General features: G+C 60.1%; 14 protein-coding genes and 1 pseudogene. 2 read left to right on the top strand and 13 right to left on the bottom strand.

Features of this window, described 5'->3' with window-relative positions; translation table 11 throughout:
- Positions 1 to 136: 136 nt before the first annotated feature.
- From N018_RS19410 to N018_RS19350, 13 genes are all read right to left on the bottom strand, one after another.
- A complete protein-coding gene (locus tag N018_RS19410; RefSeq protein WP_024643965.1) occupies positions 137 to 601 on the bottom strand; it encodes an NUDIX hydrolase in 465 nt (154 codons plus the stop codon).
- A gap of 41 nt (positions 602 to 642) precedes the next feature.
- Positions 643 to 1329 (bottom strand): GntR family transcriptional regulator, encoded by a 687-nt coding sequence (locus tag N018_RS19405; RefSeq protein WP_025390514.1) that lies wholly within the window; start codon positions 1327 to 1329, stop codon positions 643 to 645.
- On the bottom strand, positions 1326 to 1721 hold the full coding sequence (gene hpxZ / locus N018_RS19400; protein ID WP_024643967.1) for an oxalurate catabolism protein HpxZ: 396 nt from the start codon (positions 1719 to 1721) through the stop codon (positions 1326 to 1328). The genes N018_RS19405 and hpxZ overlap by 4 nt, the downstream gene beginning before the upstream one ends.
- Positions 1721 to 2398: a cysteine hydrolase family protein gene (locus N018_RS19395; RefSeq protein ID WP_025390513.1), complete on the bottom strand. Its 678-nt coding sequence runs from the start codon at positions 2396 to 2398 to the stop codon at positions 1721 to 1723. Before N018_RS19395 ends, hpxZ begins: the two co-directional genes overlap by 1 nt.
- Positions 2395 to 3930, bottom strand: coding sequence for an ABC transporter ATP-binding protein (locus N018_RS19390; protein WP_025390512.1), 1536 nt, complete (start codon positions 3928 to 3930; stop codon positions 2395 to 2397). Before N018_RS19390 ends, N018_RS19395 begins: the two co-directional genes overlap by 4 nt.
- Positions 3931 to 3932: 2 nt before the next feature.
- Entirely contained in the window at positions 3933 to 4619 is a 687-nt protein-coding gene (biuH, locus tag N018_RS19385) for a biuret amidohydrolase (RefSeq protein WP_025390511.1), read from the bottom strand.
- Positions 4620 to 4624: 5 nt separating this feature from the next.
- Positions 4625 to 5641: a formamidase gene (locus tag N018_RS19380; RefSeq protein WP_024643971.1), complete on the bottom strand. Its 1017-nt coding sequence runs from the start codon at positions 5639 to 5641 to the stop codon at positions 4625 to 4627.
- Positions 5642 to 5666: 25 nt separating this feature from the next.
- Positions 5667 to 6587 carry an ABC transporter permease gene (locus N018_RS19375; RefSeq protein ID WP_024643972.1) on the bottom strand — a complete coding sequence of 307 codons (921 nt, stop codon included), beginning with the start codon at positions 6585 to 6587 and terminating at the stop codon, positions 5667 to 5669.
- On the bottom strand, positions 6580 to 7701 hold the full coding sequence (locus N018_RS19370) for an ABC transporter permease (protein ID WP_025390510.1): 1122 nt from the start codon (positions 7699 to 7701) through the stop codon (positions 6580 to 6582). Before N018_RS19370 ends, N018_RS19375 begins: the two co-directional genes overlap by 8 nt.
- A gap of 9 nt (positions 7702 to 7710) precedes the next feature.
- The gene (locus N018_RS19365) at positions 7711 to 8820 is read right to left on the bottom strand and encodes a BMP family ABC transporter substrate-binding protein (RefSeq protein ID WP_025390509.1); all 1110 of its coding nucleotides are present in this window, start codon (positions 8818 to 8820) and stop codon (positions 7711 to 7713) included.
- Between the two features lie 14 nt (positions 8821 to 8834).
- The gene (gene atzF / locus N018_RS19360) at positions 8835 to 10643 is read right to left on the bottom strand and encodes an allophanate hydrolase (RefSeq protein WP_025390508.1); all 1809 of its coding nucleotides are present in this window, start codon (positions 10641 to 10643) and stop codon (positions 8835 to 8837) included.
- A 247-nt stretch (positions 10644 to 10890) separates the two neighbouring features.
- A complete protein-coding gene (locus N018_RS19355) occupies positions 10891 to 11271 on the bottom strand; it encodes a glyoxalase superfamily protein (RefSeq protein WP_024643976.1) in 381 nt (126 codons plus the stop codon).
- Between the two features lie 73 nt (positions 11272 to 11344).
- A complete protein-coding gene (locus N018_RS19350) occupies positions 11345 to 11833 on the bottom strand; it encodes an Lrp/AsnC family transcriptional regulator (RefSeq protein WP_024643977.1) in 489 nt (162 codons plus the stop codon).
- 214 nt (positions 11834 to 12047) lie between these two features.
- Here N018_RS19350 and N018_RS28425 point away from each other — a divergent pair.
- Positions 12048 to 12290: pseudogene (locus N018_RS28425) on the top strand (Dabb family protein); the annotation flags it as partial.
- Between the two features lie 231 nt (positions 12291 to 12521).
- Positions 12522 to 13142 (top strand): LysE family translocator, encoded by a 621-nt coding sequence (locus N018_RS28420; protein ID WP_025390506.1) that lies wholly within the window; start codon positions 12522 to 12524, stop codon positions 13140 to 13142.
- Positions 13143 to 13175: the final 33 nt, after the last annotated feature.

Here is a 13175-nt window from a genome sequence, read left to right as displayed (position 1 = left end):
TGTATTTTTGCATCTGTGACGCATGTCACGAGGGGTCAAGTACGCCAGGGTTCGGCAGGTCGTTTTTATACCGTCTTATAACAGTGCCAGAATTTTCGCTTTTTCATGATTGGTAACAGTGCCCGGACTTGGTCGCCTACGAGAGTTTCTGCCAAAAAGCCTCCACATCCTTAAGCATTTGTAGAAGACTTTCTGGCCATACGGTTTCCGCTGTCGACTTCAGTTCCTCAGCGGACCACCAGTGGTGCTCTGTCATGACTTGAATTTCCTGCTGGGTCCATTCTGATCGAGAGAGCGCCTGATTCTCTGCGTGCACAATGTAATACCGTTCAACAGCGAGTACGGTTTCACCGCAAGGAAGGAGCATCGGGAAACTTCTGTCGGCAATGTGCTCCGCGATCGAATTGACCCGGATACCGGTTTCTTCGCGCAATTCACGCATGGCTGCGGCTTCAAATGTTTCGCCGTCCTCGACGCCACCGCCAGGCGTTGCCCAATAGTTGTGGCCGGCCAGCGCGCCTTCTTTATGCTGGAATCTGAATAGCAACACGTTTCCTGGCGGGCTTATTACCAGTAATCGTGCGGATTTGCGTTCACGCATTTTCTGTCTTCCTTGCAGTTGAGCGGTGAAGCACTAAAGCCTCACGCCTCATACCGCCGCCGCGCATCGGTGAGCATGGATATCGTCAGTTTGCGTACTTCCAGTTTGCTGATTTCCACATGAGAGCGTAGCAATAACAGGGCTTCGTCGCGCTTGCGTGCCTGAAGTGCGTTGAGGATGGCGGCGTGTTCAAGGTAGGTGTGTTCGATGCGCGCGCTTTTGAAGAAGTCGAGTCGCCTGACGATGCGGATGCGCTCGGTGACTTCCTGGTGAACCCGGGCCATTTCCAGATTGCCCGAGGCCGCTACCAGTTGGGTGTGGAATTGTTCGTCAAGGTCGGCGACGACTTGCATGTCGATCTGCCTGTGAGCGGGATCAACCAGCCAGTGTTCTCGCAGTACGTTGAGCTCCGGGTGTACGTCGGCCGATGCGCAGATGCGTTCGACCGCCGCGCATTCAAGCACGATGCGCAGGTCGTAGAGTTGGTCGATCTGGTTGAAATCCAGCGGCCTGACTGACCAGCCGCGCCGGAATTCGACGTCCAGATAGCCTTCGCGTTGAAGGCGGTAGAGCGCGTCGCGCACCGGGGTCCGCGAGACTTGATAACGGTCTGCCAGCTGGGTTTCGGTGAACCGGTCATAGGGCAGCAGGTAGAAGTCGAAAATCTCCTGCTTGAGCCGACGATAGACATCCTCTGCCAGCGCGTTGGTGGTGTTCGGAGAATTCAAGGGTGTGGCTCCAGGCTGCTCAGGTCAATGCTGACATGTGCAGCAACGACTTTCCAGCCGCCGTCCAGGCGAGCCCAGGTCTGCATTTGCCTTCCCAGACGTTGAGTCACGCCATCATGGAACTCGGTGCTGACGGTGGCGAAGTCCTCGCCGAAGGTGCTGATCACGGTGCGCATCAGCGTACGCCCTGGTCCGACCGGCTGACACTGGCGCCGATAATGCGCAATGGTGTCGGCACCGTGCAGGTTCTCTGCGACGCCGTAGCGAATGGTCTGTCCAGAGTTCCAGAAATACGCATCCAGCGTGGTCAGTTCATTGGCCAGCAGTGCGCGTTCGTAGTCGGTGAAGGCGTGGGTCACTTCGGCGACCACGTGGGGAAGGTTGATGTCCATCAGTGTGTGCTCCTTGTGTGCAGCGCTTGCTCCAGATCCGCCAGTGACGCAACCCGCCCGACAATTGCACCTTGCGCGGTGATCATGTCCAGCGTGGCCTGCTTGAACGCGGGAAAGTAGCTTTCAGTGGCGTCTTCCAGCAGCAGGCAGCGATAACCCCGGTCATTGGCCTCGCGCATGCTGGTCTGCACGCAGACTTCAGTGGTGACGCCGGCAAAAATAAGGTGAGTGATGCCTGCTTCGGCCAGCTGCGCGTGCAGATCAGTGGCGTAAAACATGCCTTTGCCGGGCTTGTCGATAATCCATTCACCAGCAATGGGTGTCAGGGCGTCGATAATCTGATTGCCAGGCTCGCCGCGAATCAGGATGCGTCCCATCGGCCCCGGATCGCCGATGCGCAGTCCCGGTAAACCATGGTCGAGTTTGGCTTGCGGGCAATCGGACAGGTCCGGGTGGTGGGATTCCCGGGTGTGGATCACCGCCAGACCCTGATTGCGCGCCAATGCCAGCAGTCGCTGCACAGTGGGCACGATGGCTTGCAACGGCGCGACGTCGTTGCCCAGCGCTGCGCCAAACCCGCCGGGTTCGAGAAAGTCGCGCTGCATGTCGATGATTACAACCGCAGTGCACGACGGCTCGAAGGTAAAAGGGTCGGGGCGCGCACTGAGGCTGATCATGCCAACGCCTCCGACTGCTGTTCGGCTCCGGCCATGTGCCGACCCAGTTCGGTGCGGTCGGCGGCCGCTGCGTCGGTTTCAAATACCAACTCACCGTCGTGAATGACTACGATCCGGTCCGCCAGGCTCAGCAGCTCGTCGAGGTCTTCACTGAGTAGGAGGACCGCCGTGCCGTTGTTGCGCGCGTCGATCAAGCGCTGGTGGATGAGCGCGACACTGGCGAAGTCCAGGCCGAAAACCGGGTTGGCGACGATCAGCACCGTGACGTCGTGGGTCAGTTCACGGGCCAGTACTGCGCGCTGCACGTTGCCGCCCGACAAGGTGCCGATCGGCCGGTTCGGATCGTTGGGCGAGACCTGAAACTGTTTGATCAGCGTTTCTGCCTGAGCGCCGATTGCCCGTCGATCAACACGCCAGCCCTGCCGGCAAAGGGGCGGCAGGTCGAAGTTGCGTAGCGCCAGGTTGTCGGCAACGCTGAAGGCGCCGATGCATGCGTTGCGCAGCGGTTCTTCCGGCAGACTGAACACCCGCAAGCGCTGCATTTGTTCGCGCCGTGCGTGGTAGGGCTGACCGTCGACCGCGATCTTCCCGGCGCTGAACGGTCGCTGGCCGAGTAGGGCTTCGGTGAGCTCGCGCTGCCCGTTGCCGGAGATACCTGCGATCCCGACAATTTCCCCCGGATGTACCGCCAGAGACAGGTTTTTTACTGCCAGCGTGCCCTTGTCGCCTGGCACGTCCAGGCCGTCTACCTGCAACTGCGGCGCACGCATTGATAAGGTCGGGCGGTCACTGCTGACGCTGCGTACCTGTGCTTCGCCCATCATCCAGGAGGCCATCTGCTGAGTCGTGGTGTTGGCCACTGCCGCCGTGCCCACCCAACGGCCTTTGCGCAACACGGTCACGTCGTCGGCGTAGGTACTGACTTCGCGAAATTTGTGGGTGATCATCAGTACAGTCAATTCACCACGGTGCGCCATCGTCTGCATCAGCCCCAGCACTTCATCGGCTTCCTGCGGCGTGAGCACCGAGGTCGGTTCGTCGAGAATCACCAGCCGACGCTCCAGGTACAGCTGCTTGAGGATTTCCAGCTTCTGCTTTTCACCGGCAGCCAGGCTGCTGACCGGCCGATGGATGTCGAGCCGGAAGGGCATTTTCGCCATGAACGCTTCGAGGCGTTGGTGTTCGCTGGCCCAATTGATACGCCACGGTAAGTCACCCCGTGACAGCACCAGGTTTTCCGCAACACTCAGGCCCGGGGCGACGGTGAAGTGCTGATACACCATGCCGATCTGCAGTTGATGAGAGTCACGCGGGGTACGAATCGCGTGCTCGCGGTTGTCGACCAGAATGCTGCCCGATTGCAGCGGGCTGTAGCCGATGATGCCTTTGACCAGCGTGCTCTTGCCCGCCCCGTTTTCGCCGAGCAGGGCATGTACGGTTCCGGCGCGGACCTTGAACGACACCTCGTCGAGCGCGCAAAAACTGCCGAAATATTTGCTGGCACCAATCGTTTCCAGGCTCGGGGCGCGCATGCTCATGCCTCCAGCAGATCGCGAAGCATCGAAGAATGGCCGACTGCGCCAAACACGCCGCCCTGCATCTTGATCATGCTCAGAGCGGCGGCGTGATTGGCCGGGTCGGTTGCGCCGCAGCAGTCTTCAAGCAGCAGGCATTCGAAGCCCCGGTCATTGGCTTCGCGCATGGTGGTGTGCACGCACACGTCGGTGGTGATGCCGGTCAGAATCAGATTGTCGATGCCGCGCGTGCGCAGGATCAGTTCCAGATCGGTGGCGCAGAAAGAACCTTTGCCGGGTTTATCGATAACGATTTCGCCGGGCAGCGGTGCGAGGTCGTCGATGATTTCCCAGCCCGGTTCGCCGCGCACCAGAATCTTGCCGCACGGGCCGGGATCGCCGATCCCCGCGCCGATGCGCTGCGAGCGCCAACGTTTGTTGGCGGGCAGATCACTGAGGTCCGGGCGATGGCCTTCGCGGGTGTGGATAATGGTGAAACCGAGTGGGCGCATCACGGCCAGCAGCGCTTTGATCGGGTCGATGGGCGCGCGGGTCAGCGCCAGGTCGTAGCCCATGCTGTCGACATAACCGCCGACGCCGCAAAAGTCGGTCTGCATGTCGATCACGATCAACGCCGTGTTGTGCGCATACAACTGGCCGTTCCAGGGCCAGAGGTAGGGCGCCGAAGCAAGGTGACGTTCGCTCATGGCCGTTACTCCTTCCAACTGCTGGGGGTGGGTTTGAATTCGCGTTCAGGAGCGGCAAAACCGCACGCGCTGCCATCGGTGTGCACCACGTCGTTTTCCCAGGGCAGGCGGTACTGGCCAGCAGTCAGATCGTGCATGTAGGTGTAAGGGCAATCGCGAGCGCCGCCCTTGACCGCCACATACCCGCGATGGCCGAACTGGTAGATGTTGTTCTCGACACCCCAATGCACACGGGCCTCGCGGACCAGATCGGGGCGCAGTTCGCAGCAGACGATTTCGTCAGCCCGGCCACCACCTTCGGCCATAATCGTGCCGTCGAAATCGACAAACATGGCTTCGCCCATGGAATCGAACGTACCGTCGGAGCCACACATGCAGACGCTAGCGGTCTGCATGAGGTTGGTGAAGGCGTTGCTCTGATTGGTGATCTTCCACGAGTGGCGGATTGGTGCGGTGTAACCGGCGGTGCGCAGCATGATGTCGGCACCTTTGTAGGCGCACTCACGGGCCATTTCCGGAAACATGCCGTCATGGCAGATGATCAGCGCCAGCTTGCTGCCGCGCGGCCCGTCGCACACCGGAATGCCAAGATCGCCAGGTTCCCACGGTTCTACCGGGACCCACGGGTGCAGCTTGCGGTAGTACAGGCGAATCTCGCCGAGATCATCGACGATCAGACCGCTGTTGAACGGGTTGCCGTGCGGGTTGGCCTCCATGATCGAGAAGCAGCCCCATATGCGGTGCGCTTTGCATGCCTCGCGCAGCGCCATGACTTCCGGCCCGTCGAGGCTGCACATGATGTCCGGTGCGGTGCTCATCGACAGGCCATGCAGCGAGTATTCGGGAAACACGATCAGGTCCATGCCCGGATTGCTGCGTCGCGCCTTGGCCACCATGCCGACCACTTTTTGCGTTTGCGCCCACAACGCCTCGCGAGTGTGGGGATCAGGCAGCGCCAGTTGCGCCAGGCCGATCACCACGCCATTGGGCGACTTGTTCAAACCACCAAGACCACTGGCCATGTCATGCCTCCTCGAAAAGATCAGTTCATCGTGTCAGGCTGAGTTCGCCGGGCGCGCCATTCAACGTGCGGCCCCGGCGGCAGGTGGCATACATCACCACCAGCGTCAGGGCATAGGGCGCTGCGGCAAACAGGTAATAACCGGCGCTGATGCCCACGGCCTGGAGCGCCGGGCCGATGGCGCCAGCAGCACCGAACAGCAGCGAGGCCCAGAGGCAGGCCAACGGCCGCCAGCGGGCAAAAATCACCAGCGCCACGGCCATCAGCCCCTGACCGCTGGACAAGCCTTCGTTCCAGCTGCCGGGGTAGTAAAGCGACAGGTAGGCACCACCGATTCCGGCCAGTCCGCCGCCGACCGCTGTGGCAACAATGCGTACCTTCAGGGGTTTATAGCCAAGCGCCTGAGCGGTTTCGGCGTGATCGCCGACCAGCCGCAGCATCAGCCCCCAGCGGGTAGTGCGCAGCCCCCAGTGCAGAACGAACGCCAGTGCGGCGCCGACGAAGAACAACACATTGATGTTCAGCGCCGAACGCACGCGCTCCTCATCGCTCCAGGCACCCAGCGCCAGCGAAGGCAGCATGGGCGCTTGCGGCTGGATAAAGGCTTTACCGAGAAAGAACGCCAGCCCGGTGCCGAGCAGGATCAGCGCGATGCCGAACGCGATGTCGTTGACCCGCGGCAGCGAGCACGCCAGCCCATGCAGCAGGCCCAGCAGAATGCCGACTCCTGCGGCCGCGCAGACGCCCAGCCATGCCGAACCACTCAGGCACGCCACCGCATAGCCGGACATCGCCCCGGCTACCAGAATGCCTTCCAGCCCGAGGTTGATACGGCCGCTTTTCTCGGTCAGGCATTCGCCCAGACTGACGAACAGAAACGGCGTGCCGACGCGGATCGCACCGGCCAGCAGCGCGAGTAAAAAGGTACCCAGGTCGATATCAGCCATGGTGCAGCGCTCCCTTATCTACAGGCGTAGCGACCTGCGTATCGGGCGCGTGCAGCCTTATCCGCCAGGCCGCGATGCGCCCGCCCAGGGCTTCCCAGAGCAGCAGGTTGGTAAACAGCAAGCCTTCGAGAATCAGCGTAGTGGCGTCTGGCAGACCGAGCCGCCGTTGCAGCAATCCGCCGCTGGCCTCCAGCCCGCCCAGTAATATGGCGCAGACAATAATGGCCAGCGGGTGATGGCGAGCGGCGAAGGCGACAAGAATGCCGCTGGTGCCATAACCTGCGATCAGCGCGGCGTTGGCGCTGCCTTGCACGGCCGTGACTTCGAACATGCCGGCCAGCCCCGCCGCCGCACCGCCCAGCAGGCAACTGAGCAGGATCAGGCGGTCCACCGGCAGACCGATCATCAGTGCGGTACGCACGTTGCCGCCGACCACCGCCAGCGCGAAGCCCTTGACGCTGTGGCGCACCAGCACATAAGCCAGCAGACAGGCGACCACGCCAGCCGCCAGCCCCCAGTGCACTTCAAAGCTGTCGCTGATGGTGCCGATCAGATAGGCATCGTCCAGTGGCGGGGTAGAAGGCTTGTTCAAACTTGCCGGGTCGCGTAGCGGCCCTTCCACCAACTGCCGGAACAGCGCCAGAGCGATGTAGGAAAGCAGCAGGCTGCTGATCGTCTCGTTGACCCCACGGCGCTGGCGCATCCAGCCACTCAGGCCGATCCACAGTGCGCCTACGGTCATTGCTGCGACCGCCATGCAGGCGAGCATCAGACCAGCTGGCAGATGGCTGAGCCACAAGGGTGTCACTGCCGCAGCCAGGCCGCCCAGTACCAGCGCACCTTCGCCGCCGATAATTACCAGCCCGGCCCGCGCAGGCAGGGCAACACACAGTGCGGTCAGCATCAGCGGCGCGGCGCGTTGCAAGGTGTTTTCCAGCGCAAACCACGAGCCGAACGCGCCTTCGCCGACCAGGTGCAGTGCCTGCCAGGCAGGTTTGCCCTGGACTGCCAGAAACAGTCCGAACAGCACGCACGAGGAACAGACCGCCAGCAGCGTAGGCAGCCCCGGCAGTAGCGCACTGGCCAGACGGCAAAGACTTTTGGATGGGCTCATGTACGCTCCTCAGATCTGGCCAAGTACACCTTCGACCAGATAATTCATGCTTTCCAAAGCGATATCGGTCTGGGTTTGTACGACGCCATCAGCGATCACCACGGCCCCTTTGTTGTCCTTGAGCGGGCCTTTGAAGATCACGAACTGACCCGCGAGCATCTGCGCCTTGATGGCGTCCGCTTGTTGTTTTGCACTGGCTGTGACGGCCGGCCCATAGGCAGACGTCTTGACGAAGCCGTCCTTGAGCCCGCCGCGCAGGAAGTTGATCATTGGCGCGCCACTCTGGGCTGCCGCGACATGGGCGCGATAAGGTGTTTCCCAGTTCCATTCGGCCCCGGTCAGGTAGCCTTTGGGGGCAAGTGCAGCCTGGCTGGCGTGATAACCGCAGGTCATGACGCCGCGTTTCTCGGCGGTCTCGACAATCACTTTGGGGCCATCGACATGGCAGGTCAGCACGTCGCAGCCCTGATCGATCAGGCCGTTGGCGGCTTCGGCTTCCTTGACCGGCAACGACCAGTCACCGGTAAAGATAACGGTGGTGACGATGCTCGGATCAACTGAGCGCGCGCCCATGGCGAAGGCGTTGAGGTTGCGCAGCACCTGAGGCACTGGTTTGGCGGCGACGAAACCGAGCTTTTTGCTCTTGCTCATGTGCCCGGCAATCACGCCGTTGAGGTATTGCGCTTCGTCGATGTAACCGAAAAAGCTGCCTGCGTTCATCGGGTCCCGACCTTTCTGCCAGAGGCCGCCGCAGTGCGCGAAACGCACGTCCGGATACTTCTTGGCGACCTTGACCACATGCGGTTCGAAGTAGCCGAACGAAGTCGGGAAAATCAGCGTCGCGCCGTCCTGACGAATCATGGCTTCCATGGTTTTCTGTACCGCTACGGTTTCCGGGACGTTTTCCTCTTCGATGACTTTGACGTTGGGCAGCGTTTTGATGATCGCGGCTGCCTGGGCATGAGCCTGGTTATAGCCGAAATCGTCGCGAGCGCCGACGTAGATAAAACCCACTACCAACGGTGCGTCGGCTGAATAGGCGCGACCAAAAGGCAGCGCCGCGCTCAGGCCGATAATGCCCGCCAACTTGATGAAACTGCGACGATCAACGTTCGACATGCTGCTACCCCTGATCAATGAGCGATGGAAGAAGATGTTTGCGCGGCGCGGTAGGCGCGCCAGCCTTTGAAGTCAGTGATGTCCAGCGCGCCTTCAAGGCCGCCAGGCTCACAGATGAACCCCTTGACCCACTGACCGTCGGCCAATTGCAGCGAGCCGATGCCCAGTGGTGCGGGAATGGCGGCGACGAAGGCCCCGAACTGGCTGAGCGGCATCTCCCAGACCTCGACCTCGATGCGCGTGCCTTCTGCAAGCACGCGCACCAGCCCCGGTTTTGGCGGAGAAGTGCCTGCCAGTGCATACAAGCGGTAATCCGCGCTGGTGGTTGTGGTACGCAGCAAGCGAGCGCCCCCTTCAAGCAGTTGCCAGTTGAGCGGCTGGCCGATCAGGTGCGCGCCGACCACTGCGACCTGCACGGTCGGGCTGTTGCAGGGCAGGGGAGCCATCGCGACGGCGTCACTCTGGTCCGCCTGGCCGAACAGCGGTTGCCAGGCCGCAGCCATTTCTGCCAGACGCTGATCGGCACCCGCCGGCCCGATCAGCGTGATGCCTGCGGGCAGCCCGTCAGCCCGTCGCAGTCCCGGGACAGCGATAGCGCACAGGTTCATCAGGTTGACGAAGTTGGTGTAATAACCGAGCTGCGAATTGAGCTCGATCGGTTTTTCCAGCACCGCGTCGATGGTCGGCATGCAGGGGGCGGTCGGCACCACCAGCACATCGACATCCGCCAGCAGTTGCTGCGCTGCGCGAGTCAGTTCTGCCAGGCGGTAGCGGGCATTGAAGGTGTCCACGGCATCGAACGAGGCAGCGCTCTGCACAATGCCGCGCACCACGGGATGGATGTCGGTGACATTGGTGTCGAAGAATCGGCCAATCGCTGCCCGGCGTTCTGCCACCCACGGGCCTTGATACAGCAGCGCCGCAGCTTCGGCAAAAACCTCGAAGTCGACAGGCTTTAGGGTCACCAGAGGATCGCTCTGCAGGGCCTCCAGTGTTTTCAGGTACGCCGCTTGCGCCTGCTCGTCACCGAAAAATTCGCACTGTTTTGCAACGGCGACACGTCGCGTCCGTCGCTGCACCGGCAGCGCTGCTACCGCCACACTGCCAGGGTCCAGCGGATCGTAAGCCGCCATGACCTGCGTCACCTGCCAGGCCTGCATGACGTCCCTGGCGAATATCGACGGGCAGTCCAGTGTGCGGCAGGCGGGCACAACCCCTCGACTGCTGAACAGCCCGAGGCTCGGCTTGAGCCCGACGATGCCGTTAAAGCCGGCAGGCACTCGTCCCGAGCCTGCGGTATCAGTGCCCAGCGCAAAACTGACGTAACCGCGCGCTACCGCAACAGCCGATCCCGAGCTGGAACCGCCGCTGACATAAGCAGGGTCGTGAGCGTTACGCACCGCGCCATAGGGCGAGCGAACGCCCACCAGGCCGGTCGCGAACTGATCAAGGTTGGTCTTGCCGATCAGCAGTGCGCCACTGTCGAGCAGCCGTTGCACCACATGAGCATTTTCTTTGGCGACATAGGCGAAGGCCGGGCACGCTGCCGTGGTCGGCATTCCTGCTACGTCGAAATTGTCTTTGACCGCAAACGGTACGCCGAACAGCGGCAGTTGCTCATAAACCGATTCGCCCAGCGCTTCAGCCGTGCTTTGCAGTGCTGCAGCCCTTTCGAGAAGCTCCGCAACGGGCACTCGATGAATCCAGACTTCCGGTCGCTCGTCAGCATCAATGTGCGTCGTCAGGGTGTTTACCAGTGCCGCCAAGGTCAGATGACCCGAGCGTAAAGCCGACTGTAATTCGGAAATATCGAGTGCGGTCATAGTGGTGTTCATTCATGTATACAAGATGAATCAGCACGGTTGCACTTAATGGGCCAATCTCTGCCTGACGCTTATTTACTGAGGAGGAGAAGCGATTTGCCTGGTTTTTCGAGGGGATTGTGCTTCATGGCTGCGCCAGAAAGTGTCAGGTTGCCCAACGATGGGGCGCAAGGTCCACCATTGGGGAGGGCGCGCCTGCCGGGTTGCCGACTTGATTGGTCACCGGCTGACGCGTTGAGGCCTTTTGTCAGCTCTGGCAGAACCTGATCCGGTTGCCGAACGGGTCACACACTTCCAGCACTTTACCCCAGCCTTGTTGAACGATGTCCGGTCGCGCATAACCGTACTGTTTGCCGATCAGCTCATCGCGCAATTGCTCGATGTTCTGAGTGGGTATGAACACCGCTGCACCCGGACAGGCGTCACCGTGATGCTCGGAAAGGTGCAGGTGCAGCCCGTTGCGGCTGATCCCCAGGTACAACGGCAAAGCAGCCTCGAAGCGGTGTTCGAATTCGACGCTGAAACCGAGAAAGTCGAGGTAGAACTCGCGCGCTTTGCGCTCATCGAACATCCGCAGTATCGGGATGGCACTGTTGAACGTGACAGTGGCTTGCTCGGTTGTAGACATCGCTATTCCTTTATTCTGAGTCGTGGCCGAGGAGATACGGCCGCAGATGATCTGCCTTCGCGCCGGCCGCAGTCTATGCTGCTGGCAGCGGTTGTTTCACCGGGAACGACACGAAAGGCTTTATTTCCTTCAGGACGAACATGCTCTGCATCTCCTTGATTCCGGGTAATCGCCTGACCACGGTCATCGCAAAATCGGCAAACGAATCCAGATCGCGCGCGACGACCTGAAGCAGAAAATCGGCATCGCCGCCGATGCTGTAGCACGCCACGACATCTTCCAGTTGCATGACCTCTTGCTCGAATTTTCTGGCCTCGGCCTCGCTATGGCGATCAATGCTGACCCGGATGAACACCATGACACCCAAGCCGATCTTTCGGCGATCCAGCACCGCTTTGTAGCCCTGGATATAACGGTGTTCTTCCAGTTGTTTAACCCGTCGCCAGCACGGTGAGGCAGACATACCTATCTGGTCTGCCAGTGTCTGATTGGTAACACGGCCGTCTTGTTGCAGCGCCGTGAGGATCCTGATATCAGTCGAATTCAACGTCTGATAGGTCATAAATTTCTTTACTCCTTGTAGAAGAGGAAAATTCTACCTGTTTTGCGCGCGCTGACAGTCATAATAGATAATTTTTTCCTGTTTAAAGAGCGTAGTATTTTTTTCAGACGAGTCTTGGCAAGCGGCTCATGAATACACGAAGTGTGTTCAGCAGGATCGTGAAAAAGGTAAATCTGGACACTTCCGCTCATCAATAAACGTGTAAAGGTGTGCGGTGAAAACAAGGACGTTGCATGATTCTCCACTTGGTTTTTTCAAGTTTCATGAACGCTTTCAATGGTGCGACAGTGAAGTTGTCGAGGCGGAATCGGCAAGCCGCCAGCATCCACACCATCTCAACGAGATTGCAGGCTGGGCCTGCGGACGGAATATCAGCGTTCGTAAACGAGCCATGGACTTTGTGGTCATGGGGTTGTTCGACAGTCAGCAGGAACTTTCAGATTTTCTTATTCACCCGAATCATCAGGATGGTGTTCTCAAGTGGCAGAAGATTGCCAGTTGGCAGGTCGTTGATATCGACATTAACAGTGAGACCACAGTTTGTTCAGGGCTGTTCGATGGCTGTGCAGGATCTGGTGTTCGCTCGGGAAATAATCCGACAGTGGATCGCGTCCCGTTAAACGTTCGCGATTTAGTTGACACACGGCACTATTCGCCAGGCACTGATAATTATTTCAAGGAGTGCGACATGCTTGATTTGACACAGGTTCTCACTTATTCGGCAGCACTTGGCATCGCGGCGGCCATCCCTGGCCCGGGAATGGCGGCGCTGGTCGCGCGAAGCGTCAGTGGTGGTGCGCTGTCAGGCTTTTGCCTGCTGTCCGGGCTGATTCTTGGTGATCTGACCTACCTGTCATTTGCTGTCTTCGGTCTGGCGATGATCGCCGAGCACTTCAACGCGTTGTTTCAGGTGGTGCGCTGGGGGGCTGCAATTTATCTGTGTTACCTGGCCTGGCAGTTCTGGTTCGCAGATCACCAAGCCATAGAGGTGGGCAGGCCGGCGAAGAAGAAAGAATTGCTTTCGGCGGCTGCTTCCGGACTGACCATTACATTGGGCAACCCCAAGACAATTGCTTTTTATCTGGCACTTTTACCATTGGTCATCAATCTGGAAACGGTCTCTTTGCAAACCTGGGGTCTGGTTCTAGTGCCGCTGACTGTAATTGTGCTGCTTGCCGTAGGCGCGGTGTTCATCTTCGCTGCTCTGCGCATCCGGCATCTTTTGTCGAGCGAGAGCGCGCAGAGAAAACTGTTTCGCGGCGCGGCGGCGATCATGGTCGCGGCAGCGGCTTCCATGCTGGTTCGCTGAGGAGCTCAAGAGGAGGACGAGGCCGCCAATGGC

The organism is Pseudomonas syringae CC1557 (assembly GCF_000452705.1).
Classification (GTDB): domain Bacteria; phylum Pseudomonadota; class Gammaproteobacteria; order Pseudomonadales; family Pseudomonadaceae; genus Aquipseudomonas; species Aquipseudomonas syringae_F.
This window is presented reverse-complemented; position numbering and strand designations above follow the sequence as displayed.

Coding starts and splice junctions, on each gene's coding strand:
- N018_RS19410 (WP_024643965.1), bottom strand. CDS start 601: ATGCGTGAACGCAAATCCGCACGATTACTGGTAATAAGCCCGCCAGGA.
- hpxZ (WP_024643967.1), bottom strand. CDS start 1,721: ATGGACATCAACCTTCCCCACGTGGTCGCCGAAGTGACCCACGCCTTC.
- N018_RS19395 (WP_025390513.1), bottom strand. CDS start 2,398: ATGATCAGCCTCAGTGCGCGCCCCGACCCTTTTACCTTCGAGCCGTCG.
- N018_RS19390 (WP_025390512.1), bottom strand. CDS start 3,930: ATGCGCGCCCCGAGCCTGGAAACGATTGGTGCCAGCAAATATTTCGGC.
- biuH (WP_025390511.1), bottom strand. CDS start 4,619: ATGAGCGAACGTCACCTTGCTTCGGCGCCCTACCTCTGGCCCTGGAAC.
- N018_RS19380 (WP_024643971.1), bottom strand. CDS start 5,641: ATGGCCAGTGGTCTTGGTGGTTTGAACAAGTCGCCCAATGGCGTGGTG.
- N018_RS19375 (WP_024643972.1), bottom strand. CDS start 6,587: ATGGCTGATATCGACCTGGGTACCTTTTTACTCGCGCTGCTGGCCGGT.
- N018_RS19370 (WP_025390510.1), bottom strand. CDS start 7,701: ATGAGCCCATCCAAAAGTCTTTGCCGTCTGGCCAGTGCGCTACTGCCG.
- N018_RS19365 (WP_025390509.1), bottom strand. CDS start 8,820: ATGTCGAACGTTGATCGTCGCAGTTTCATCAAGTTGGCGGGCATTATC.
- atzF (WP_025390508.1), bottom strand. CDS start 10,643: ATGACCGCACTCGATATTTCCGAATTACAGTCGGCTTTACGCTCGGGT.
- N018_RS19355 (WP_024643976.1), bottom strand. CDS start 11,271: ATGTCTACAACCGAGCAAGCCACTGTCACGTTCAACAGTGCCATCCCG.
- N018_RS19350 (WP_024643977.1), bottom strand. CDS start 11,833: ATGACCTATCAGACGTTGAATTCGACTGATATCAGGATCCTCACGGCG.
- N018_RS28420 (WP_025390506.1), top strand. CDS start 12,522: ATGCTTGATTTGACACAGGTTCTCACTTATTCGGCAGCACTTGGCATC.